This window comes from Paenibacillus sp. FSL F4-0243, assembly GCF_037963295.1.
Lineage (GTDB): Bacteria > Bacillota > Bacilli > Paenibacillales > Paenibacillaceae > Paenibacillus_AQ.
In genome coordinates this window covers 2,432,509-2,456,422 of sequence record NZ_CP150151.1, presented here as the reverse complement: position 1 = coordinate 2,456,422, position 23,914 = coordinate 2,432,509, and the positions used below count along the sequence as shown (strand labels likewise).

At 43.5% G+C, this 23,914-nt stretch carries 23 protein-coding genes and 1 other RNA gene; 11 read left to right on the top strand and 13 right to left on the bottom strand.

Annotation, left to right across the window (positions count from 1 at the left end; translation table 11 throughout):
* Window positions 1-106: 106 nt before the first annotated feature.
* The gene (locus tag NSS87_RS10695) at window positions 107-1,399 is read right to left on the bottom strand and encodes a DNA polymerase IV (RefSeq protein ID WP_339248521.1); all 1,293 of its coding nucleotides are present in this window, start codon (window positions 1,397-1,399) and stop codon (window positions 107-109) included.
* A gap of 218 nt (window positions 1,400-1,617) precedes the next feature.
* Here NSS87_RS10695 and cimA point away from each other — a divergent pair, with 218 nt between their 5' ends.
* Window positions 1,618-3,237 (top strand): citramalate synthase, encoded by a 1,620-nt coding sequence (gene cimA / locus NSS87_RS10690; RefSeq protein WP_042186855.1) that lies wholly within the window; start codon window positions 1,618-1,620, stop codon window positions 3,235-3,237.
* A gap of 97 nt (window positions 3,238-3,334) precedes the next feature.
* Here cimA and NSS87_RS10685 read toward each other — a convergent pair whose 3' ends face one another.
* Window positions 3,335-3,898, bottom strand: a complete 564-nt coding sequence (locus NSS87_RS10685) for a TlpA disulfide reductase family protein (RefSeq protein ID WP_339246917.1) — start codon at window positions 3,896-3,898, stop codon at window positions 3,335-3,337.
* 150 nt (window positions 3,899-4,048) lie between these two features.
* Here NSS87_RS10685 and NSS87_RS10680 point away from each other — a divergent pair, with 150 nt between their 5' ends.
* The gene (locus NSS87_RS10680; protein ID WP_339246914.1) at window positions 4,049-4,525 is read left to right on the top strand and encodes a M67 family metallopeptidase; all 477 of its coding nucleotides are present in this window, start codon (window positions 4,049-4,051) and stop codon (window positions 4,523-4,525) included.
* Here the strand turns inward: NSS87_RS10680 and NSS87_RS10675 are convergent.
* The 3 genes from NSS87_RS10675 to NSS87_RS10665 are packed head-to-tail and all read right to left on the bottom strand — an operon-like array spanning window position 4,507 to window position 7,760.
* On the bottom strand, window positions 4,507-5,256 hold the full coding sequence (locus NSS87_RS10675; protein WP_339246911.1) for an exonuclease domain-containing protein: 750 nt from the start codon (window positions 5,254-5,256) through the stop codon (window positions 4,507-4,509). The two genes, NSS87_RS10680 and NSS87_RS10675, sit on opposite strands and share 19 nt — an antisense overlap.
* Complete coding sequence (locus NSS87_RS10670) at window positions 5,253-6,326, bottom strand: DUF294 nucleotidyltransferase-like domain-containing protein (RefSeq protein ID WP_339248518.1); 1,074 nt, start codon at window positions 6,324-6,326, stop codon at window positions 5,253-5,255. Before NSS87_RS10670 ends, NSS87_RS10675 begins: the two co-directional genes overlap by 4 nt.
* A 39-nt stretch (window positions 6,327-6,365) precedes the next feature.
* The gene (locus NSS87_RS10665; protein ID WP_042186849.1) at window positions 6,366-7,760 is read right to left on the bottom strand and encodes an ammonium transporter; all 1,395 of its coding nucleotides are present in this window, start codon (window positions 7,758-7,760) and stop codon (window positions 6,366-6,368) included.
* Window positions 7,761-8,306: 546 nt separating this feature from the next.
* Here NSS87_RS10665 and NSS87_RS10660 point away from each other — a divergent pair.
* Entirely contained in the window at window positions 8,307-8,741 is a 435-nt protein-coding gene (locus NSS87_RS10660; RefSeq protein WP_042186848.1) for a MerR family transcriptional regulator, read from the top strand.
* A 35-nt stretch (window positions 8,742-8,776) separates the two neighbouring features.
* Window positions 8,777-9,448, top strand: coding sequence for a zinc metallopeptidase (locus tag NSS87_RS10655; protein WP_042186846.1), 672 nt, complete (start codon window positions 8,777-8,779; stop codon window positions 9,446-9,448).
* Window positions 9,449-9,483: 35 nt separating this feature from the next.
* Here NSS87_RS10655 and NSS87_RS10650 read toward each other — a convergent pair whose 3' ends face one another.
* Both NSS87_RS10650 and NSS87_RS10645 read right to left on the bottom strand, forming a co-directional pair.
* Window positions 9,484-10,398, bottom strand: coding sequence for a LysR family transcriptional regulator (locus NSS87_RS10650; protein WP_042186843.1), 915 nt, complete (start codon window positions 10,396-10,398; stop codon window positions 9,484-9,486).
* Window positions 10,399-10,402: 4 nt separating this feature from the next.
* Window positions 10,403-11,038, bottom strand: coding sequence for a rhomboid family intramembrane serine protease (locus NSS87_RS10645; RefSeq protein ID WP_339246907.1), 636 nt, complete (start codon window positions 11,036-11,038; stop codon window positions 10,403-10,405).
* A gap of 116 nt (window positions 11,039-11,154) precedes the next feature.
* Here NSS87_RS10645 and tpx point away from each other — a divergent pair, with 116 nt between their 5' ends.
* The gene (tpx, locus tag NSS87_RS10640) at window positions 11,155-11,673 is read left to right on the top strand and encodes a thiol peroxidase (protein WP_042186841.1); all 519 of its coding nucleotides are present in this window, start codon (window positions 11,155-11,157) and stop codon (window positions 11,671-11,673) included.
* Between the two features lie 299 nt (window positions 11,674-11,972).
* Here tpx and NSS87_RS10635 read toward each other — a convergent pair whose 3' ends face one another.
* From NSS87_RS10635 to NSS87_RS10625, 3 genes are all read right to left on the bottom strand, one after another.
* Entirely contained in the window at window positions 11,973-12,362 is a 390-nt protein-coding gene (locus tag NSS87_RS10635; protein WP_042186839.1) for a DUF1499 domain-containing protein, read from the bottom strand.
* A 159-nt stretch (window positions 12,363-12,521) separates the two neighbouring features.
* Window positions 12,522-12,713, bottom strand: a non-coding RNA gene (gene ssrS / locus NSS87_RS10630) — 6S RNA.
* Between the two features lie 104 nt (window positions 12,714-12,817).
* Entirely contained in the window at window positions 12,818-13,642 is an 825-nt protein-coding gene (locus NSS87_RS10625) for a DUF624 domain-containing protein (protein ID WP_042186837.1), read from the bottom strand.
* Between the two features lie 186 nt (window positions 13,643-13,828).
* Between NSS87_RS10625 and NSS87_RS10620 the strand changes: the two genes are divergently transcribed.
* The gene (locus tag NSS87_RS10620; RefSeq protein ID WP_042186834.1) at window positions 13,829-13,924 is read left to right on the top strand and encodes a hypothetical protein; all 96 of its coding nucleotides are present in this window, start codon (window positions 13,829-13,831) and stop codon (window positions 13,922-13,924) included.
* Between the two features lie 120 nt (window positions 13,925-14,044).
* Here NSS87_RS10620 and NSS87_RS10615 read toward each other — a convergent pair whose 3' ends face one another.
* The gene (locus NSS87_RS10615) at window positions 14,045-15,691 is read right to left on the bottom strand and encodes a DEAD/DEAH box helicase (RefSeq protein WP_042186833.1); all 1,647 of its coding nucleotides are present in this window, start codon (window positions 15,689-15,691) and stop codon (window positions 14,045-14,047) included.
* 332 nt (window positions 15,692-16,023) lie between these two features.
* Here NSS87_RS10615 and NSS87_RS10610 point away from each other — a divergent pair, with 332 nt between their 5' ends.
* From NSS87_RS10610 to NSS87_RS10595, 4 genes are all read left to right on the top strand, one after another.
* Entirely contained in the window at window positions 16,024-16,845 is an 822-nt protein-coding gene (locus tag NSS87_RS10610) for a YitT family protein (RefSeq protein ID WP_283911229.1), read from the top strand.
* Window positions 16,846-17,037: 192 nt separating this feature from the next.
* A complete protein-coding gene (locus tag NSS87_RS10605) occupies window positions 17,038-17,226 on the top strand; it encodes a hypothetical protein (protein ID WP_036689649.1) in 189 nt (62 codons plus the stop codon).
* Between the two features lie 230 nt (window positions 17,227-17,456).
* Window positions 17,457-18,665 carry a putative glycoside hydrolase gene (locus NSS87_RS10600; RefSeq protein ID WP_076283173.1) on the top strand — a complete coding sequence of 403 codons (1,209 nt, stop codon included), beginning with the start codon at window positions 17,457-17,459 and terminating at the stop codon, window positions 18,663-18,665.
* 143 nt (window positions 18,666-18,808) lie between these two features.
* Window positions 18,809-20,182 (top strand): MATE family efflux transporter, encoded by a 1,374-nt coding sequence (locus tag NSS87_RS10595; protein ID WP_339246899.1) that lies wholly within the window; start codon window positions 18,809-18,811, stop codon window positions 20,180-20,182.
* A 66-nt stretch (window positions 20,183-20,248) separates the two neighbouring features.
* Here the strand turns inward: NSS87_RS10595 and pfkA are convergent, their stop codons facing one another.
* A complete protein-coding gene (gene pfkA / locus NSS87_RS10590) occupies window positions 20,249-21,220 on the bottom strand; it encodes a 6-phosphofructokinase (RefSeq protein WP_042126307.1) in 972 nt (323 codons plus the stop codon).
* 66 nt (window positions 21,221-21,286) lie between these two features.
* Window positions 21,287-22,369 (bottom strand): tetraprenyl-beta-curcumene synthase family protein, encoded by a 1,083-nt coding sequence (locus tag NSS87_RS10585; protein WP_042193615.1) that lies wholly within the window; start codon window positions 22,367-22,369, stop codon window positions 21,287-21,289.
* Window positions 22,370-22,570: 201 nt separating this feature from the next.
* Here NSS87_RS10585 and NSS87_RS10580 point away from each other — a divergent pair, with 201 nt between their 5' ends.
* Window positions 22,571-23,818 carry an MFS transporter gene (locus NSS87_RS10580; protein WP_076283175.1) on the top strand — a complete coding sequence of 416 codons (1,248 nt, stop codon included), beginning with the start codon at window positions 22,571-22,573 and terminating at the stop codon, window positions 23,816-23,818.
* Window positions 23,819-23,914: the final 96 nt, after the last annotated feature.

Below are 23,914 nucleotides of genomic sequence, written 5' to 3'. Positions count from 1 at the left end.
GCGTCTTATTTTTCTCATATTAATATAAAAAGAATACAATTTCAATTGATTTTCAATACGTTTGCATTTCTGACGCATTCTATAGTATCAATTTCGACACGTTTTATCAATCTTTATCTGACTCAACAGACAACAGATTATCCTTTTGCAGTGAGGTGCCTCGTTCCTTATGATTACGTAGCCTTGCAGAATGGGTGTCACTTAACATCCCAGCGGTCAAAACTGCATTTTCACCAAACTTATTGCGAAGCATATCCATGGCCTTGGTCAGTGACTCTTTCTTAGGCTGCTGTTCGTAATCGAACAAATCCAACTGTATTGCAGAATCCTCTTTAGCGATCAATCCTTGCAAGGTCACACCAAGCAGTCGAACAGGCTTCTCACCATTCCAATGTCGAACATAAAGATCACAGACAGACTTGTAGATATCTTCTCCACTCTCTGAAGGCACCTCAAGCTGCCGGGAACGTGTAATGGTCTTCATATCCGGTGTCCGAATGGTAAGCTGCACACCTGAAGCCACAAGCCCTTGCTTTCGCAAGCGCCGCGCTACCTGATCACTTAGATTCAGCAAAATGGGGCGTACCTCAGCAAGGCCAATAACATCCCGCGGCAGTGTAGTGGTGTGTCCGATCGACTTACTTTGCTCTCGCTCAGGATTTACTATCCCATGATCGATGCCGTTCCCTGCACGCTTTAGCCAGGAGCCCATAACTCCAAAATTTTCAACCAGCATTTTCTCATCAGACGCCGCTAATTGACCAATGCTGTAAATTCCCAGCTTACGGAGCTTCTCTGCCGTTTTTCCACCGATACCGAACATTTCATTACATGGCTTATCCCATAAAATCTTAGGTACATCCCGCAGCCGCAGCACCGAAATACCATTTGGCTTTTTTAAATCCGAAGCCATCTTCGCCAGGAGCTTATTTGGAGCAATACCAATGGAGCATGGCAAGCCCAATTCTTCCATTATACGGCGCTGAATAGTTTCCGCAATTTCCATAGGCGTACCGAATTGCCTGGAGCCAGTTATATCTAAGTAACATTCATCTATCGACACTGCTTCCAGTAATGGTGTATAGCTATAAGCAATCTGCATAAACGCATTAGAATATTTGCGGTATAAATGGAAGTCCGGCTTAATAACGATAAGCGATGGACAAATACGAAGTGCCTTCTGAACCTGCATACCCGTCGAGATCCCCAATCTGCGGGCGACATACGAACAAGTAACAATAATCCCTTTCCGTAATTCAACGCTACCCGCAACCGCAGTAGCCTTACCTCTGAATTGGTCAGGATCCTCTGCCTCATGTACCGAGCAATAAAAAGCATTCATATCCACATGCAGGATAACCCTGCCAGTCGTTGGATAGTACTGATCAACATTCTGCACAATATCTACCTTCTTATCCTCAGGGTCTCTATTGTCCAATTTAGAATACCTCTCCGCTGCGGTTAGGTCAACTTAAGAGGCTGTAAAGTTCTTTGTTACATTCCCGCGTAAAAATGCTATAATGTATAAATTCATTTCCCTTGCCAATGCTTCCGATGTGAGTTTTGCACGAAGTGAATCCGGAAGACGAAGCTTACAAAACTTTTAGGAGGACACTCATGTCTAAGTCCATCTCCATCTTCGATACTACATTACGCGACGGCACCCAAGGTGAAGGCATCAGTCTGTCGGCTGACGACAAGCTGAAGATTGCCAAGAAGCTCGATGATCTGGGTGTGCACTATATTGAAGGTGGCATCCCGGGAAGCAACAATAAAGACATTGAATTTTTTAAAAGAGTCAAGGAGCTTCATCTGAACGCCAAAATCACAGCGTTCGGCAGCACACGGCGGAAGAATTCCTTGGCCGAAAACGATGACAATTTAAAACGTATGATTGATGCAGGAGTTCCTGCTGCTACACTCGTCGGAAAGTCTTGGGATTTTCATGTACACACTGCATTACAGACTACGCTTGAGGAGAATCTCGCCATGATTGGCGACTCCATATCCTACTTGAAACGCAAAGGCCTTGAAGTAATTTTTGACGCCGAGCATTTCTTTGATGGATACAAGAACAATCCTGAATATGCAGCAGCCGTTCTGTCCAAAGCCCGGGAAGCCGGAGCAGATTGGCTTGTAATGTGCGATACCAACGGTGGAACATTGCCTTTTGAAATTCATGAGATTGTTACCGCTCTGGCTGGGCAGCTACCTGGAGCAAATCTCGGAATTCACACTCACAATGACTGTGAGCTGGCGGTAGCTAATACACTTAGCGCCATCGGTGCTGGAGCACGGCAAGTTCAAGGTACCATTAATGGTTACGGCGAACGATGCGGCAATGCCAACTTATGTTCCATCATCCCTACCCTTCAGCTCAAAATGGGATACCACTGTATTCCTGGTGATTCTTTACCGCAGCTTACGAACACAGCACGCTATATTAGTGAAGTTGCCAATGTTAATCTGCCGGTAAATCAACCTTATGTCGGAAATGCAGCTTTCGCACACAAAGGTGGAATCCATGTCTCTGCTATCATGCGTGATTCACGGACCTATGAGCACATCGCTCCTGAGCTTGTCGGGAATAAACAACGTGTGCTGGTCTCTGAACTGGCTGGACAGAGCAATGTGCTCTCCAAGGCGCAAGATATGGGTTTGAATTTGGATCCAAGCAGCGAGCAAGCTCGCCGGGTGATCGAGAAGATCAAAACGATGGAGCATCAGGGGTATCAATTCGAAGGTGCCGATGCCTCGCTGGAGCTATTGCTTCGGGAAGCTACTGGCGAGATGAACGAAACCTTTACCTTTGAATCCTTCAAGATGTTAGTCGAAAAAACCGCAGAGCATCCAGTTGTATCTGAAGCCTTCGTTAAACTGAAGGTTGGCAATGAGAACCTTTATACCGCTGCTGAAGGTAACGGTCCGGTCAATGCACTCGACAACGCTCTTCGTAAAGCGCTGCAGACCTACTTCCCGCAATTGAAGGAAATGCATCTATCAGACTATAAAGTCCGTGTTATAGACGAACAGGATCAGACTGCTGCGAAAGTACGGGTATTGATTGAATCCAAGAACTTCACAGACACTTGGAGTACGGTAGGCGTCTCCAGTAACGTCATTGAAGCCAGCTGGGAAGCGCTTGTTGACAGTATGCGCTACGCACTTCTGAATCAACTCTCGCTGGAAAATGAACAGTCTGGAAGTACTGAACCTAGAGGCCTGGTGAATCATTAATTCATACCTTTCATAAGCATTCATATGACGAAGAACCCCCTTCAACAGTTTAACTGTAATGAAGGGGGCCTTTTTATAATTCTTTGGTGTAGATCCTTTATGATTCGGTAAGCTTGATAATTTTTTTCTCCAGTTCTTCCGGACTAAGAATGCCCAGAATAATCTCTGAGATCACTCCATTCTTGTCAATAAGCACATTGGTAGGAAATACTGCTCCGTTATATTTGCTGTACACCTCATCTTTCACATCAAACATAACCGGGAACACAAGACCGTATTTCTTAATAAAACGTTCTGCATTGGGTTTATAATCCTGACTACTCACATTAATACCGTAAATATCTAGAACATCCTTATACTTAGTGGCCATGGTGTTAAGCTCCGGAGCTTCCTCCTTGCAGGGATCACACCATGAAGCCCAGAAATTAACGAGGACTGCCTTCTCTCGCGGTCCGTCAACTACATATGTAGCCCCATCCGTTCCTTGGAGTGAAAATGAGGGAGCGAGCAGTCCAGCCTTAGGTCCTATTTTCATTGGCGGCTCATATTGTTGTCCAAAAACAGCGGTAGCCTTCGGCTCACGATTATGCCACACCGCAAACACAGCTACACATACAATAAGAATCACTATCGTGATATTCAATTTATTTACTGCTTTCATAGGGATCTGTTCCTTTTCGAATGGAATAGTTTTCTACTATTGTACCCTCATTAACTTCAATTTCAAACCATCCATTTTTTAGACAAAAAGAAAAATAAAAAGAGGGTATCGTCAGCGACGAAACCCTAATGAAGAGAGAGGGGTGAACAAATGGCAGCATTACAGGGAAATGTCCAGCCTATAAGACTGAAATATTCCGTACAACAAGCACTGGGGAAGCACTTGCTGTCCAGTTACCCGCATGAAGCATGCGGTGTCCTGCTGGGTGCTGCCGCAGCGGGTGGCATGCTCATCGATACTTACGTACCTATGCGCAACGTAGCGCCAGACCCGCTGCACACATTTGCTCCCCACCCTGAAGAGTGGATTCATGTTCTTTACAATGAGCCGACACTCATCGGTTTATTTCATTCCCACCCAAATTCAGAACCTGTACCTTCGGTTGCCGATTATAAAGGATTAGCAGCACTTGGATCTGAATTTAAGGTCTACCTTATTGGTTCTCCCAGAACTGAAGATGGCTGCTCTCCATTTCTGAATGGATTTTATATTGAGCGGTATTCAAAAGAACAAGGAAAAGCTTTCCCTGAACTATCTCATGCCCCGCTTCACGTTCTACTTAAATAAGAATATAAATCGCCTAAGGTATCTACTTGGCCCCGCTCCGAAATTTCGCGAAGATAAGCCACCCACAGCTGGGCTGTCATTTTGGCATCCTCTAATGCATTGTGACGTCCATGAATCGGAATTTCATGGACAAATAACAGTTCATCGAGTGTATAGTTATTTCGCTGCGGCTCGAGCCAACGTGCAAGCATCATCGTGTCCAGCACCCGGTGTGTAAGCTGAACTTTAGAAGTTCTCCATAGCGCGGCATTGAGAAAAGCTTTATCATGCGAGCTTGCATGTGCCACTAGCACATTTTGCCCCACAAAGGACATGAAATTATGAAGGCCATCAATTAAGGAAGGGGCGGACCCAGTCATCTCTTCCGTTATCCCTGTTAACCTCGTAATATCTTCTGGAATTGCCGTCTGACAATTCACCAAGGTGTAAAAGCATTCATCTTCCTTAATTTCCTCTCCAACAACCTTAATAGCACCAAACGACATAATTTCATCTCCATGCTGATGAGAAAATCCCGTCGTCTCTAAATCAAATATAACCGTCTCCAGTTCAGACAGCGGAGTACGCAGCACCTCAGGACGACGCTTCTCACGCATGAGAGATCGGATATAGGCCATTTGCTGCGCAGTCTGATGAGCAGTTTCTCCCCCTCTCATCGAAGCGATTGCCGACGGCATTCCACCTTGTCTCAGGTTGTTCCAGAATCCTCCATTCTTGCTTGGCTCCCTCATGTTCGCCACCTTTCCGCTGAGCGGAGCTGACGCTGCAACGCCCGATGAAGGCGTCTAACAAGCAGCAGACTTTCACGCAGCTCAGACAATAGCTGCTTATTCTTCAGTTCACTCTCAGCAATATAATCACTGCTGATTAACAAGCCATTCTGGACACTAAATGGAGTGTTCACTCGCATCCGCATCGCCAATAAGAAAGCTCGCCGAATATCATCCAGATGTTGATATTTGTGAAGTCTTTCAAGCTCTTCAATTCGCTCTAAGGTCGAACTAGCTCTAATATGATGCAATAACGATAAGCGTCTAACAATGTTCACTACCGGGATATAGACTCCATACTTAATGTCAAATCCACCTGCATAATCCCCAAAGCGCTCTGTTAACACCTGTCCCAGCAGATTTAAAGTCGCTTTATGGCGGACTGTATTGCGAAGAACAGCCACAGACAACTCCTCATTGTCAATAAAACCCTCACAAAAAGCCTCTTGCCACAATGCTGATAACTCCGTACTTCCCGCAACATGGCGCATATCTGAAGAAATGATAAGATACCGAATTGGCTCCCATTCCAACTGGGTTCTCCATTCCTTCAGCTGCTCCTTCCATTCCGATAACGTCTTCCTCCACATCCCTTGGGAGCACATTACCTTGCCTGCACATTTCTCATATCCCACTTCTTCAAGCAGATCGGATAACATCATTCCAAAAAATTCAAAGTATCTATTCTTCTCCCCATCCGGTTCACCCTCAACGATCAAACCATTATCCTGATCGCTCCACAGTGTAGCTTCCTGCCTTCCACTACTGCCAAACACAATAAAGGAATAAGCACAGGGAGGCGGGCCATAGCCCGCCTCTTTCATCTGCGCCTCACATATTAGTACTGCAGTCTCTGCAATAAGATCATGCATTGTATTCACACGAAACATCCATTCCTCAATCGGAATTACATTCAACTGTTCCAGTAGAATACTTTGGCAGGCAATTCGCCTCTCCCTAAGTTCCTGTGGCGAACCGGCTAAAACGATGGCCCTAAAGCTTTCTTCATCATACCCGTCTGTTAACTCCATCGAAGCCACACGGTCCGCCTCCCTATCTGAGGATTCATATTATTGTTTAAGGGTTTTGGATTCCGATTCTGCAATTAATTTCATTTGTTCAGGGTATCCGTAAGTACCATGCTCACTGATATCCAGACCCATCAATTCTTCTTCTTCCGTAACACGAAGTCCTGTTGTTACCTTCATTACATATAAGATAATGAATGAAAGCACGGCTACGAAAGCAAATGTTCCTACTACCCCAAGCACTTGAACACCCAGCTGGTGGAAACCTCCACCGTAGAACAATCCTGCTTCCCCTACCAAAGCACCTTTAGTAATAAGATCCGGTGCAGCGAATAGACCCGTGGAAACCGCGCCCCACATTCCCGCAATACCATGTACCGAGAAAGCATAGATTGGATCATCAAGTCCTGCACGTTCCAGCCATTGGGAAGTCATGAATGTGAACGCACCCGCTACTAAACCAATAATGATTGCCGCCCATGGTTCAACGTAAGCACATGCACCAGTGATCGCAACCAATGCAGCTAGAACACCATTCAGCATTGCTGGAATATCAGATTTACCAAAATACAACCAAGAAGCAATTAATGCCGCCAAACCTCCTGCTGCTGCTGCGATATTCGTTGTTAATGCTACGTGACCAAAGAAACCTCCCATTGGGGACAAAGCACTACCTGGATTAAATCCGAACCAACCAAACCAGAGGATAATCACACCGAGTACAGTAAATACTTGGTTATGACCTGGAATAATAACAGGTTTACCTTCTTTATTAAACTTACCAAGTCGTGGCTTAAGCAATATGGTTGCTACTACCGCTGCAGTGGCACCTGTAAGATGGACAACCGTGGAACCTGCATAATCTTGCATTCCCAACTCAGCCAACCAGCCGCCGCCCCATACCCAGTGTGCTACGACAGGATAAATTACGATTGAGAATAAAATTCCGAATATAATGTACACACTGATCTTTGCACGTTCTGCCATGCCTCCAGATACGATAGCTAAGGAAACTGCTGCAAACGCCATTTGGAACAAGAATTTGACATTTAAAGTAACATCAGAAAATGCAAGTGATTCAAATGAAGATGCTGTTGAATCTCCGCCATACAAGAAGCCTGTAGTACCGAAGAAGCCGTTACCGTTACCGAAGCCAAGTCCAAAGCCAACGGCCCAGAAACATACACTCGCAATGGCTAGTGTCAGTACTGTCTTACCGGCTACGTGACCTGCATTCTTCATTCTAACTGATCCTGCTTCAAGCATCGCGAACCCTGCTTGCATAAAGAAAACTAAGATGAATGCCAGGAAGGTAAACGCGGTATCCAATCCGACCTGCAAATCTGCATTTGTTGGACCGTCCGCCGCAAAAGCACTTACCGGATAAACCATCAGCGTAATCATGGCCAGTAACATCATCAACCATTTCTTTTTCATTTTTACCCCACTCCCCAATGTTATATTTTCTAACAAAGCGTGAAACTCTTAATGTCATTATAATCAGAAGTCAGGTAAATTGACAAGACTATTTTTGGGAATGTTTTTATTTTATTTTCACTAAACTCACAAATTCTCCATAGTACACTTGGACTATCTCAGTATTTTAGGCCCATACAGCTATGAATTCATTGAAATAACTACGTGAAGATCCACTCTAATATTACTTTTTTATCGAATTATCCTTACTGATTCTCCAATAAACCTAACATTAAATGTCATGTTTATAGTTAGGATTTATTAATGAGCATAATCGATTCAAATTTGATATCACATAGAGTTTGAGTGTATTGTATATAAACAACGCATTTCATTTCATGAATTAACCTCTCTTTAATGCATATACTTTATGAAAGTATGACGTTTGACTGTATGGTTTCCAGTTTGTTATCATTACAGATAGCATAATAGAAACCACCAATATAGGAGACGACTATCCTTTATGGACAGTCGAATTCGATTAGTGAGGCGAGGTAGCATGGGGATATGATTCTATATCGAATTGGAGAATTAGCTAAGGCTGCTCACATCAGTGAGCGCACCATTGATTATTACACGAAATTGGGGTTAATCTCCCCAGAGTCAAGAAGCACCAAAAATTACCGACTTTACAGTCATGAAACCTTGGTCGACTTAGAACGTATTAATCAATTAAAGCATGACAAGTATTCATTGGAAGAAATCAAATCCATGATGAGCAAATGGAGCGAGGCTACTCCTGAAACTGACGTATCTGATAAATTAGTCGAGCTTGAGCAACATATGCAACGACTAGAACGTGAAGTAAAGGCACTTGAACCCATTATAAGCGGTCTGAAGCCGGGACAGGCCAGACGCGCGCTCTCTAACTTACTCCCACAAGGAGTGGCCTGCATGGAGGCGATTCGGCTTCTATTGCTTACGCAAGGACCGCCAATGTAAATACCATATTTACAATACAGTGGAGGAATGCAGCTATGGGAATGTATCTATTAGTAATTATCGCTTTTATTTTTTCATTATGGGCCCAGTTCAGAGTTAAAGGGACATTCAGCAAATGGTCCAAGGTCGCCAACTTAAACGGTCTGACAGGATATGAAGCAGCTAGACGCATGCTCGACGCAAATGGACTTCACGATGTTCCGATTGAGCCTGTAAGAGGTACGCTTTCTGACCATTATGATCCAATTCACAGAGTTGTACGCTTATCAGAGCCTGTTTATTATGAGAGTTCTATCGCAGCAGTCTCAGTCGCTTGTCACGAAGTGGGTCACGCCATTCAGCATAAAGTAAGTTATCCTATGTTAACACTACGTCACCGGATGTTCCCAGTAGTTAATTTTGCATCAGGTATAGCACCATTCATGCTTATGGCAGGATTTATATTCGGTTACTTTAATCTCGTAGGCCTTGGTATCATTTTCTTCTCGGCCGCTGTTGCCTTCCAGCTTGTGACACTCCCAGTTGAGTTCAATGCCAGCAACCGGGCACGTCAAGTCATGGTAGAGCAAGGCTACATTCGTAACGAAGAGGAACGCGGAGTAGCCAAAGTCCTAAACGCAGCTGCATTAACGTACGTTGCCGCCGCGCTAGTCTCCTTACTCGAACTGCTTCGTTTGATTACCGTCTTTTTAGGTAACCGCGACTAATACAAAAATTCAGCACAAAAAGAAACCCCGGAAGGCTAAGAGCCAACCGGGGTATTATTTTGTCTCGCTTTAAAATAGGATATCAAAAAAGTCCGAAACGAACGTGCAACCAGCGGCAACTTACTATCTGTTCGGTAAATCAAACCAACCGTCCTCGTCACAGCAGGCTCCACAACCCTTACCTGAGCTGGCTGGAGAGGATTCGTCTGATAGAACGCCATCTCCGGCAGAAGGCTTACACCCATCCCTGCCGCCACTAAACCACGTATGGTATCAGTCTCCCCACCTTCGAATGCAATCTGTGGTTGAAATCCCGCCTGCAAGCACGCTTGCCAAACGATCGGCCTCAAAGAATAACCTTGACTGAATAGAACAAACTTTTCATTTTGAAGCTGTTCCAGTCGGATCTCAGATTCTCCTGCCAGCTGATGATTCTGGGGAAGTATTGCAAATAACTCTTCAGTCATAACAATATCTCCAGAGACATGCTCATCATTTTCCGGAAAAGGCGAAATAAATGTTAAATCCACCTCTCCAGATAATACGTCCTTTATCAGCGAAGGGTAAGAGCCCTGCTTAAAGCGAAACTTGACATGGGGATAGTGCTGGCGGAATTCTGCAACGATAGTCGGGATAAGATGCGTTCCAAGACTGTGAGGAAACCCTATACGAATCTCTCCACGTTCCGGATCTAGAAATTCATGCACTTCATTTACCGAATGTTCCAATTCCTTAAGAATACTATCCACCCGCTTGCAAAAGAGCTGTCCAACCGGCGTAAGCTGCAAATTACGCCCTTTTTGCATGAACAAGTCAACCCCAAGCTCTTGCTCCAATTGATGAATCTGACGGCTTACCGCAGACTGCGCTACATGAAGTTCCTCTGCCGCTCTTGTCACATGTTCTTTTTGGGCTACCTTTAGAAAATATTGCAGCTGTCTTAGCTCCACTCCATCATCGCCCCTGTCTTAGGCTTTTTTTAAATATACGAATAATAAGTCCATATAGGAAAAAGCCAGAAACCAAGCCTCCGATATGCGCAACCCAATTCACATTTGGTGTTGCAAACGACATAATGATCCCGATTACAAGCAAACCGTATAACGTCTTTCGCGAGCCTTCGTCCATCATCGCCCGTTGAATAACAGCAATGTATAAAAATGCGCCATAGACGGCGTAGATTGCTCCAGAAGCACCTACCGAGACCGTACCTACCTCTAATACTGAGCGACTGCTGATTGCAATCGTTAGAAAATTCGCAAGAACTCCACCTACCACATAAAGAATTGCATATCGCCACCAGCCAAGCAGGCGCTCCAGAGGCGGTGCAAATACCAGTAGAGCGAAGCTATTAAAGAATAGATGGGAAAACCCATTATGTAAAAAAATAGCCGCCACATAACGCCACAGTTCCTCTTTATACGGGCTAACATCAACTATAGCACCAAAATCAACAAGTGTTTGTATATTGGTGGATCCACCATTGAACGCCATGAGCATAAACATAATCACATTAGCTACAATGAGAAGACATGTTACCGGGTAATACCGGAGATAACTTTTCCAATTTTCATACCGAATAAATATCATTACACCCATCCCTTTACATTTATATCTTGCTCTGTTGGACATCTCCCTGTAAATAAGATTATAATTTATTGTGGCAGTAAGAGCCAATATAACAATTCGAGGAGGAAAACAAGGATATGACGCAAGAAAGAACAGGCGTAGCTACTTTCAAAAGCAGCCCCATCACTCTCGTAGGACCCAAGCTTACAGCTGGTGATCCCGCTCCTGATTTTGTTCTAAGTAAGAATCTACTGGAAGAAGTGTCTCTTAGTGATTATGCCGGTAAAATCAAGCTGATCAGTGTTGTACCTTCTCTAGATACTGGTGTATGTGATGCACAGACCCGCCGGTTCAATAGCGAAGCTGCAGAGCTAGGTGACGATGTAGTTATCCTCACGGTAAGTATGGACCTACCATTTGCTCAAGCCCGCTGGTGTGGCGCTGCAGGGATCGATCGCGTAATCACTCTATCCGATCACAAAGCAGCCTCATTCGGACAAGCCTATGGCGTACTAATCAAAGAATTCCGGTTAGATATGCGTTCTATTTTTGTACTAGACAAGAACAACACACTCACCTATGTTGAATATTTGAGTGAAATGACCGAGCACCCTAATTACGAAGATGCTATAGCTGCTGTGAAGAGCTTGCTCTAATTCTCTAGAACAGTAAGTTAGCGGCCATTTTCGACAATACTTACTTATCACTGCAAGCATAAATGCCTTTGTCGTCCTTACAAGGGCGACAAAGTGTTTATGCGAGAAATATAAGACATAAAGTATAGGTGTAGAACTTATACTTTCTTATATTTTGAAAAAAGCGGAAGAAGGTCCATCCTTCTCCCGCTTTTTTTTGTAATAGAAAGATTTATCGATAATATCCAGAGCAGTCAACATTTGCGTAAACGCATTCATACAATCCCTAAGTAAGAAGGTTTAGTAAGAATCTCTGAAAATTAGTCTGCTTTGTATTTTCCTAATTTTTTGTCCAAGGACGCATATAACCGCTGAATGACACGGTAATTAGCACCCAAATCACCTAGCGAACCTCTAGATGCAGAGTACATATCTACGCCACAACGTACAGGTGTGGTATTGAGCACAGAGACAGTAATGTCCAGTGTACGGCCGAATGCCGTTCTCTTCTCCAGAGTGATCTCACCTACTGACTCCACTTCATGAAGCACCTTGAATCCAGGAATCTTCTTAAGCGTTGATGAAACTTCCTCCCAAGCTTTGTCTTTCGTTAGATTGTAATAACGCGTTTTTAATGTCGGATCTTTTGCGCGGTCGCTTGTTCCATCATGACTACGGAATAAACCGACCAAGGTTCTTTTTAACGACAAAATTCTTCCCCCTCTACAAATCCCAAGTTCATTATTCTAAGTGTAACACTCTTGTCTCAGGAACAAAAGGGTATTACTCACTTTCTCCTTGTTCCAGACACACAAAAAAGCGCCCGTTCCCAACTTTCACGGGATACAGGGCGCTTTGGCCTAAACAATAGAAAACCCGCTTATGCCGTCCGGCTACAGTGTCTTCTGAACCTGCTAGAGCAGGTGGGTGATCGCAGAAAACGTTTTTGAATTCCCCAAGTCATATAGACAGGGCTGTTCAGCTGCGCTTCGTGTAGATCTCCCAAGACATTATCATTGGTTCAAAACAACGAGCAACCGTAACGAACATCGCAGGATTTGTTATTATTATATTGCGTTTTAACGAAAAAGTAAACCTGTATGCGCTTTATTTTACACTGGAATTAAATTACTGACGATTTCCGAGTGCTTAATACTCGTCTTTGTTAAATACGTTTTACATCTTTATCCTCAACATCATCTTCATAATCATCATCGTCATCGTCGTCATCCTCTTGATTGTTCAATGCAGCTTCTCGCTCTTCTTCCTCTTTCAGTTTCTTCTGCTCCACCTGCAATTGCAGTTTATTATAGGTAGCATAGAAGTTAAAGAAAGCAGCCATCGCAATCAACGTTGGAATACAGATGAAATACAGTGCTGGATATCTAAGACCAATATAAGCTAGCACTGCAGCTGCAATCAAAGTTGAGAACACGCGAATTGGACGTGCTATAGTCAGCAATATTGAGTTAGTCATCACTTGTTTAAAGCTCATTTGATAATGAACGACAATAGAAAAGAAGTTAAACATGGACACCGATAAAATAATCATGAGCACTAACATCAAAATACCAACAATTCTGAAGTTAGGCATTTGTGTCATGTAAACCGTTACATCGACGTACATAATAACGAACATCAATGTGTAGATAATTCCACCGAGCATACTTTTTAAATAATTCTCTTTATACCCCTGAAAAAACGTACGAAAAGTTCCTACATCCGTGTTCCCCATAACCCATTTGCGCACAACGGTAAATAAAGCCGCCGAAGCAGGAAATACTGTAAATGGCGCCAGAATCCCCATAGCCCAGTTCAATGTGAGCTGCTCATTTACTCCACCTGAGCTTGTCCCAAGCATCATCAATTTCATCAATCCAAAAAATAAAAACGGGGCGGAACATAGTGCCCATAAGATATTACTAGCTGCGATACGTGTAATCCATTCTGTGATGCGGTATAAACCACCCATTGCTCCTTTAAACTCCAATTCCCTTCCTCCTCTGTCTCTTGCATACTGCTTATCTTAACTATACCTCATTTGACCTACTCTTTTCCATAGCCCAACTTTCTGAATTCTAGGTCATCGTCTATACATTAAGTCTATAGAATCCATATATTGGGATTGTGACCATAAGAATTTCCAAAATCACCACATTCTAAAGGAGGTTATTATATGTCCTCACCTGTTGGCTACGGCGGCTGGACTTCCACTGGTACGATCCTCGTATTGTTTATCCTGCTCGTTATCATCACTCGTACTTTCATTTAAATAAGCTGCTAATTCAATAAACACCCTTATATTTCAGCAAAAAGAAGACGAGAACCGCTATTCGGCATCTCGTCTTCTTTGTATTTTGATAAATCATCACCCGCGGGTTCTGATCAAGTATTAATTATCGAAATCTTCGCGTTTTGCTGGACGCGTGCTTGTGCTGCTTGGGCGAGTAGATGGTTTGCGGTCCGCACTGCGGTTCGCTCCACCATCACGGCCAGCTGCGCCATCACGGTTGCCTTTATAGCCACCGCCATAACCGCCACTGCCACTACCATAGTTACTGCCACCGCTGCTGTAGCCACCACGACTTCCGCCACCGTTGTTGTCACGGTTTCCACGGTATCCACCAGTGCTGCCACCGGAAGTACCACGGTTGCCACCATAACCACCATTAGGTTTGCGGCCACTGCGAATGTCGTTCTTACCACCACGACGTTTAGCACGGATTGGATCTTCAGGAGTCAATTCAATTGCAGAATCCTTCTTATCACCAGTCAGAAGCTTCATTGCAGCTGACAGCAATTGTACGGAATCATATTGCTCAAGCAATTGAATAGAAATACCTTTGTACTCATTCAATTCACCGTTCTCAACCATTTCAAGCAAGCGCTCTGCTGTTACGCGTTGTTTACCTTCAATAGCCTCAGCCATAGTTGGCAATGGTTTACGAGTAATACGGTGACGAGTAACGCGTTCGATCAAATGCAGGTGATCCATTTCGCGTGGAGTAACGAAAGACCAAGCTGTACCCTCTTTACCAGCGCGACCAGTACGACCGATACGGTGTACATAGCTTTCTGGATCTTGCGGCAAGTCAAAGTTAATTACATGAGTAACGCCAGATACGTCCAAACCACGAGCCGCTACGTCAGTAGCTACCAGCACATCAATGCTGCCATCACGGAATTTACGCATTACAGCATCACGTTGGTTCTGAGACAGGTCACCATGTAATCCATCAGCTGAGTATCCACGTTTTTGCAAAGCTTCTGCAAGCTCATCAACCCGGCGCTTTGTGCGTCCGAACACGATTGCAAGCTCAGGTGATTCCATATCAATCAAACGACTAAGCGCTTCGAACTTTTGACGTTCAGGTACTTCAACATATGCTTGATCAATCAGCGGAGCACTGATTTGTTTCGGAATAACGGAGACGTGTTGCGGGTTGTTCAGGAATTGCTGTGCAAGACGTTGAATGTTTGGAGGCATTGTAGCCGAGAACAACATAGTTTGACGTTCTTCAGGAACGAGCTTGAGGATTGTCTGAATATCTTCCATAAAGCCCATATCCAGCATTTCATCTGCTTCATCCAATACAACAGTTTGAACATCATCCAAACGAATGGTTTTACGGTTGATATGGTCAAGCAAACGTCCAGGTGTACCAATAATAATTTGTGGTTTCTTCTTAAGACCACGGATTTGGCGACCAATATCTTGTCCGCCATAAATTGCCAACGAACGAAGACCTTTAAAACGGCTTAGCTTACCGATTTCTTCTGATACTTGAATGGCCAACTCACGTGTTGGTGCCATGATAAGTGCCAGAATTTTTTCGTCTTCGCGATTAATCTTCGAAATGAGGGGGATACCAAAAGCAGCAGTCTTACCTGTACCAGTCTGTGCTTGACCGATCAGATCCGACCCAGTCAATGCCAATGGAATTGACTGCTCCTGTATCGGTGTTGCCTCCTCAAATCCTAACTCTGTGATTGCTTGTAGCACTTTTGGCTCCAAGCCAAATTCTGCGAATGTTTTCAAATTATTCATGCTCCTTCTATACAGTGGACATTCCACATGCTTGTCTGTATTCTTAAGTAGCGGTAAACACATTTATATGCTGTCCAATCATGCTCTTTTTTCTGCATGATATAGCGCTTTTGGGACGAAAAGCCTCCCTTTCATCAGGTACTTCATTGTACCTGAGCAACTGTAGCTTTACATCCGATGCAATGCAAAAATACCATTGTAACGTCCTACTCAAGAATATCCTGTACATTATATCACAACTCTAAGTAGGAATACCAGTGGGTTCCTTTCTTTTCATTGCATACATGGTTTATTTTTAAATTTATTTATAGAGGTGGATTTGCTTGTTAAGACAGATTTGGAATTGTATTGCAGTTATTTTTGGGGCAGCGTTGATCGCCAGTGGATTTAATCTTTTTCTAATCCCTCATCGCTTACTCAGCGGAGGAGTATCCGGACTTTCGATGTTAGTGGGTTACTTTACACCACTAAACATAAGCCTCTTGTACTTACTCTTTAATATTCCATTGCTTGTAGCTGGTTGGTTCCAGCTAGGCCGGAGATTTATTATGCTAAGCATGTTATCCGTTGTGGCAACAACCTGGTTCTTGACGATCATTCCCGAATATTTGGTAGCTACTGATATGCTGCTTTCTTCTGTATTTGGTGGCGTGCTGGTTGGTATTGGCTGTGGCTTCAGCTTCCGTGCAGGTGGTTCATCCGGAGGTTTTGATATCCTGGGATCCATCATCACTAAATTCCGCGATTTCCCAGTTGGAAACGTGGTGGTTAGCTTAAACGGACTCGTTATTCTTGCCGCGGCATATTTTGATAACAACTGGAACTTGGCTCTTGCATCAATGGTATCTATATATGTAACTGGTAAGGTACTGGACATGATTCACATCAGCCATTTAAAGGTAACCGTATATATAGTAACAAATCGTACAGATGAGCTCCTTCAGCATCTAATGGGGCTTCAACGCGGTGTCACAAAGATTAAAACAGAAGGCGCTTATTCTCATGTTGAAAAGGACATGCTAATGACAGTAACAACCCGCTACGAACTTGCTGAACTGCAACGTATTATCCGCACGACAGATCCTCAAGCATTTGTAAATATTGTCGAGACAGTTGGTGTTATGGGTTCCTTCCGAAAAAGATAAAAACTGGCAATGAAAAGTATTAATTTGGAAAATGCACCAATCACAGAATTGTGATATATTATAATCACGCAGAACCCTAACAATTTCATAAAGATTGAGATTTACCCCTCTTTTTTCCAAGCACTTCGTTTTCCGATGATTACTGAATTCCATTCAGACCTATCGAAAAAGGAAAGGGTGATTTTTGTGGAAATGGAAACGGTAAAGCTGTCAGCAATCGTCATGAGGTGGTATCCTGATATGATGCCGTTTCTCAAACAGGACGAATTAAATTCCGTAATCGTTCTGCGTGACGGGCTTAGTATTCTGGAACCTGCAGATGCCATGGATATCATCCATTACAGTATCTGTGAACATCAGAATTCTGCGTATCTTCAATGAGTAAGCCGCAAGAGAAGTCTTGATAGTTGCCGCCTTAAGTTCGGCCATGTTGCCGTGTTGAGGCGGCATTTACTTTTTAACAATACGTTTAGAATCTGTGTGTCCCGGTTATATACATCAAGGATGGATTTTCAGACCCGATCTGAGCCAACATTATTACAACACTGTTCTTTTTAGAAGCAACCGTTCCTATATAATTTAGGAAATGTACATAAAGGGAGAGAATACGAATGAACATCACCTGGGCTCTACTGATGATGGCCTTGGGAAGTGTAGGCGTGCAACAGAATCAACATGACGCTGAAGTGGCAATTGCATTGAAGTCCGCCATGAATCCCCCCATCATCGCTACGCAAAATAATAATTCAAATGGTTCAACTCCAGCTCCAAATGCTACAGCAGAAGCAAATGACTCACAAAGCATGCTACACGCAGATCCTCAGCCGGATGCGCCAAAAGTAAAAGGCATCTATGTTACCGCATACAGTGCCGGTGGAGAACGAATGGAAAAGCTTCTTTCTTTACTTGATCAGACGGAACTAAATTCTATGGTCATCGACATTAAGGATGATGCAGGTTACATCACGTATAAAACCGATAATCCTGAACTTCAGAAACTCGGTAATCCGCAGCCATTTATTGGCGACATCAACAAACTGATGGAAAGATTGAATAAACATGATGTATATCCTATCGCTCGAATTGTTGTCTTTAAGGACTCTATACTTGCCAAAAAGAATCCGCAATTATCCTTTGTTAATGCAGACGGCACAGTATGGAAGAATAAAGGCGGCGATAGCTTTGTTAATCCTTATAATGAAGATGTCTGGAAGTACAATGTCGATATCGCCAAAGAAGCTGTCAAACTCGGCTTTAAAGAAATTCAATTCGACTATGTGCGCTTTCCTGAAGGATTCGAAAAACGTGCAGACACACTTAAATACACCAAAACTAGCGATTCTCGCGTAGATATCATTTCTAATTTTGTAAAATACGCAAAAGCAGAGCTTGCTCCACTTGGTGTTCGTGTATCCGTAGATATTTTTGGATATGCCGCATCTGCTCCTGCTGAGGGCATAGGACAAGACTTCGTTAAAATATCCAAGAATGTGGATGTCATCAGCCCGATGATTTATCCGAGTCATTATTCAACGGGATGGTTTGGAGTGAAAGAGCCTGACTTAGATCCGTATGCTACCATTAAAGGCTCCATGGTTGATACCCATAAGAAGCTTGATCCTCTAGGCAGCTACAAACCTGTTATTCGTCCTTGGATTCAAGATTTTACAGCAAGCTGGCTCGGAAAAGGTCATTATATTAAATACGGTAAAAAACAGGTGGAGGATCAAATCCGCGCTTTAAAAGATGAAAATGTAGAGGAGTTTCTGCTCTGGAACGCCAATAACCGATATACCTCCGATGTCGATTATGAGAAATGATGTATATAGCCCTTATTATGTATAATTGAAATCAGGTATGATATATAAAGATAAAGACCCGGCATTTGCCGGGTCTTTTAATGGAGAAAAAGGGAACTTTTACTGTAATCATTAAAAACCAACAAAGAATGAGGCAAAGAACGATGATACAAACCACCTCTTTAAAACAAAAAGCAATACAATTCTTTCATATTTTATTTCCAATTCTGGTTACACAGATTGCTTTGTCAGCGATAACCTTCTTTGATACAAACATGTCAGGTAAGTTTGGCACAGCCGATCTGGCAGGTGTAGCGATAGGAACCAGTCTCTGGATTCCAATTCAAACGGGCTTAAGTGGAATCCTTATGGGGATTACCCCCATCGTCTCTCAGCTCATCGGAAGCAAAAAAGAAAAGGATGTAGCCTATCAAGTCACACAGGGAATCTGGTTATCACTGATCGTCTCTGTAATTGTCTTACTAATCGGGAGCTTCGCCTTGTCACCTATCCTTAATTTTATGAATCTGGAGCCGACTGTAAGAGATGTTGCATTTCGTTTCCTAAGTGCGATCTCCTTCGGAATTATCCCGCTGTTTGGATATACAGTTCTCCGTAGTTGTATAGACGCTCTGGGACAAACACGAGTGTCCATGTTGATCACACTCATAGCCCTACCCGTGAATGTTGGTTTGAACTACTTACTAATCTTCGGAAAATTCGGGTTTCCTCGACTTGGTGGTGTTGGAGCTGGAGTGGCATCAGCTATCACCTACTGGGTAATTTTTTCGGTTGCCCTGCTGTTCATTTATCGGGTAGAACCCTTTGCAAACCTTAGAATCTTCCGAAAGTTCTTCTTTATATCGCTAAAAAGCTTCAAAGATCTACTGAAGATCGGTGTACCTATTGGCTTCTCGATTTTTTTTGAAACTGCAGTCTTCTCCGCTGTAACCTTGTTGATGAGTCGGTTCGATACTGTTACGATTGCAGCTCATCAAGCAGCCATTAATTTTGCAACTACGTTATATATGATTCCGCTCAGTATCTGTATGAGCCTTACCATTCTCGTCGGCTTCGAGACTGGATCCGGCAGGCAAAAGGATGCCCGTCAATATGCCATTATGGGAATTGGACTTGCGGCTATCCTCTCCCTGGCAACTGCACTCCTGCTCTTATTTGCCGGCCATCATGTAGCTGGTTTATACACTGATGAACCTGATGTCATATCATTAATTCAGCATTTCTTAATCTATGCGATCTTTTTCCAGATTTCCGATGCGATTGCAACACCTACACAAGGAGCACTTCGTGGCTATAAGGATGTTAATCCAGCCTTCATTATTTGCTTTATAGCTTATTGGGTTATAGGGCTTCCTACAGGCTATGTACTTGCTACTTATACGGATCTAGGAGCTTATGGTTATTGGATCGGCTTGATCACCGGTCTTGCGATTGGGGCTACATTGCTCTTGACTCGGCTTGTTAAAGTTCAATGCCGTTATGCCACACAATATGCAGACGCTCAAGCACATCACTAATGATCAAAAGAATACAAAAAAAGGAACAGTGCCGAAATTCGCAGCTGTTCCTTTTTTGTATGTTAATTATTGAGAAAGACGGGATGCAAGCTCGTACAACTCCACGTCAAAGTCTTTCTTCGTATTCACTACAAGATCGATATCTGTAAGGGTTAGTTCTCCCTTGATGATACCGCAACCTTTATCAGACTCACCTTCAATTAGTTTACGAACGGCAAAGTCACCAAGACGGCTAGCAAGGTTCCGGTCTCCAGGTGTTGGTGTTCCTCCCCGCTGAATATGTCCAAGTACAGTAACCCGTGCATCCAGAGAAGCATGACGATCTTTCAACGCTTGGGCCACATCTTCGCCTTTACCCACACCTTCTGCAACGATGACGATACTGTGACGTTTACCTCTGACAAAGTTGTCGCGCATACGATCCGCAACTTCATTCAAGTCATATGGCATTTCTGGCACGAGAATTGTTTCTGCTCCAGAAGCCAGACCTGCATGTAGTGCGATATCTCCACAATGACGTCCCATAACTTCTACAATGGAAGAACGCTCATGGGAGGACATCGTGTCACGCAGCTTGTTAATAGCATCTACAACGACACCAACTGCTGTATCAAACCCGATGGTGTAATCCGTGTAGGAAATATCATTATCAATAGTTCCCGGTAATGCCATCGTCTTGATACCGAGTTTACTTAGTTTATTAGCACCTTTATAAGAACCATCTCCACCTATAACTACTAGGCCATCGATGCCCATTTCATTAAGAATATCTGCACCCTTTTGCTGACCTTCTGGTTTTGTGAACTCCAGACATCTTGCAGATTGCAGAATGGTTCCCCCACGTTGAATAATGTCACCAACACTGCGAAGATCCATAGGGAAGATATCGCGATTCAGAAGACCTTGATATCCACGTTGAACTCCAAAAACTTCAATGCCATAATAAAGTGCGCTTCTTACAACCGCACGAACAGCGGCGTTCATACCTTGTGAATCTCCACCACTAGTCAGTACTGCAATTTTTTTGATTTTTGACATTCTGTTGTTCCTCCTTAAAGTTGTGCAATGCCCCATCCGTTGTATAGATGAAGCTTCGCAGCCTTGTTACAAAAAACGATTGCGTATCCAGCGGCTATTAGCGAAGAAGAACAGCCTTGTAAGCGGACTTCCTCTCATCAGGCTTTTAGACACAGTGCGAACTTCCCGCTGTTCGCTAACTTTCGGATCAGATAAATAAAGTGCCAGCAATCCCTCAATCACCATACGATGCATAGATGATTCCGGAAGTTCACGTACATCCTTACGGGCCCACTCAACCATGGAAGCGATCCGACTTAACATGGTATCCGTGTCGTCATAATAATTGCAGAAATTAAGATCGCCGCCTGCTCGGTCCTCTTCCTGATCAATCAAATAATCCAGCATAATGTGCAATCCACAAACATGTGGAAAATATGCAGCTCGAATCGATTCCGAAGAAGACTTACTTAGCTTCGGATCACATGCAGATAGAAAAAGCATGAATACGCCTAAAGTAGAGCCCGTTGCAGCTGCAAACTCGTTCCAATGCAGATGCGGAGCACGGCTACCCTGCTGCTCCCACCATTCCTTCAGGGCTGTTTCCCTGAGTTCCGGGCGGATATGCTTATATACCTGCAAATCTGTATACAGCACAGCCAAATCACGAATCTCCGCTGCAGCAGCGGAATAACCTGGCAGCAAAGAGATCATCTCCTGGCATTTTCGAACTAGCCTATACAAGTACCCGCCGTCATTCTGTTCATCGCGAAGCGCATAATAATTGACAGGTTCAGCGTTTGGATCAATGGCATCCAGCATAGATTGATGCAGCAGCCTGAAATCTGCAGGATCAAGCGAAGTACTGCGATCACATAAGTTATCTAGATAATCACTGATAGTTTGATAAGCAACAATAAGCGGAATAAGTATATGTCTCATCGATAAATTGCCGGCGGCATAAATACCTCCACCTATGCAGTGAAACTCCTTTGTTTCAATGCTGGCAAGTGCTTGCTTCCGGAGCTCGGGATCGGGAATCCCATTCGCATCTTGGCGCCAGAAGTCCAGACTTTCTCTCACTTCTGGCAGCACGTACTTATAGACCCTGTTCATAAGCCCAATAGGGCCACGCGGGCTAAGGTAACGGCCTTGCTCTAATTCACTCAATGATAGTGCCTCCACATTGTTGTCTCCTTATCCAAATCACCACTTATTATAATATGATCAGACGTATTTGTACAAACAACAAAATCACTTTCGTAAAATTATGAAAGATTCAGAAATAACGCAATTCAAGAATAAAACACATAACCCTTCATTGCTTTATGCTATACTAGCCATATTTCAATCTCAGAGGAGTGCACTTTCATGTTTTCAAAACGGACCGGAAGCCCTTACAGCGATCAGAATTGGCTTCGTTCCTTTCTTTTTACGATTTATGGCACTAGCGTTCTTGTAGTATCCTACTTTCCTTTATTCTACACACATTTAGGGTTTAGCAGTTCTCAGGTGGGCTACTTGTATTCTCTGGGTCCCCTCATCTCCATCCTATCCAATCTCTTCTGGAGTATGATGAGCGATAAGCTAGGTACCATTCGAAAAATCATGTTTATTTTACTCGCGGGGCAATTAGTTACCGGACTTCTATTAGCCAGAGCGACCGAATTTTCTTCCGTTATGCTTATTTTGTCCTTTTTCTACTTCTTCTATTACCCAGTTTTTCCGCTTGCTGATACAATGGCCATCAAAATTGCGGAGCGACACGGACGAAACTTCATTACAATTCGTGTATTTGGCTCATTAGGCTATTCTTTCTTTGCTTTAACCGTCGGGTATGCGCTTAGAGCTTTAGGTGCTACTTGGAGTCTTACCTTATGTATTATTATCATTATAATCGCACTTCTAATTACAATTGGCCTAAAGGATGTCAAAAAAACTGTTCCAGAGCTCCCCAATCAGAAGGCTGTTACTACCAAACCAGGCAAGAAAGAGCATGGGCTTAAAGATATCCTTTTGCGAAAAGAAGTGCTGTGGTTCTTCGGATGTGTCTTTGTACTCGCACTGGGACATAGAATGAACGAAGCTTTTCTCACCATCAGTTTAAAGAACCTGGGCGCTGGTGAGGAAGTGATCGGCTGGGCATTACTTGCCTCAGCACTAAGTGAAATCCCTGTATTATTTATACTCGGCAAATACGGCGACAAATTTAAAGAACTGCCCTTATTAATTTTAGCCAGTCTCATGTATGCCCTTCGCTTTCTACTAATGGCGCTCGCCGATCACCCAGGCTCTATAATCGCGATTCAAGCCTTGCATAGCCTGACATTTGGCGTCTTTTTTGTAACATGTGTCCGCTATATCACTCGGATTATTCCTGATCGTCTCCGAGCAACCGGTCTTGCAATCTACACAGTTGTTTGGTCAAGTGCAGCTGGACTTCTAAGTGGTACATTTGGTGGAATGATCTATCAGGAAGCAGGACGCTTCACCTTCTATATGGTAGCGGTTGGCTTCAGCCTTCTTGCTTTTGTAGGCTTTTTAGGACAGCATTTATTGGATACCCATCGAGATTCAATGCGCTATTTCAAGAATAAGAACAAAAAAGCTTCCCTATAATAGAACACTTCTGATACTCAAAAATATTAAAAGGTCTTTGCTATCCCTTCGCTTGGGAATGCAAAGACCTTTCATCTAAATTGATGTCTATTAGAC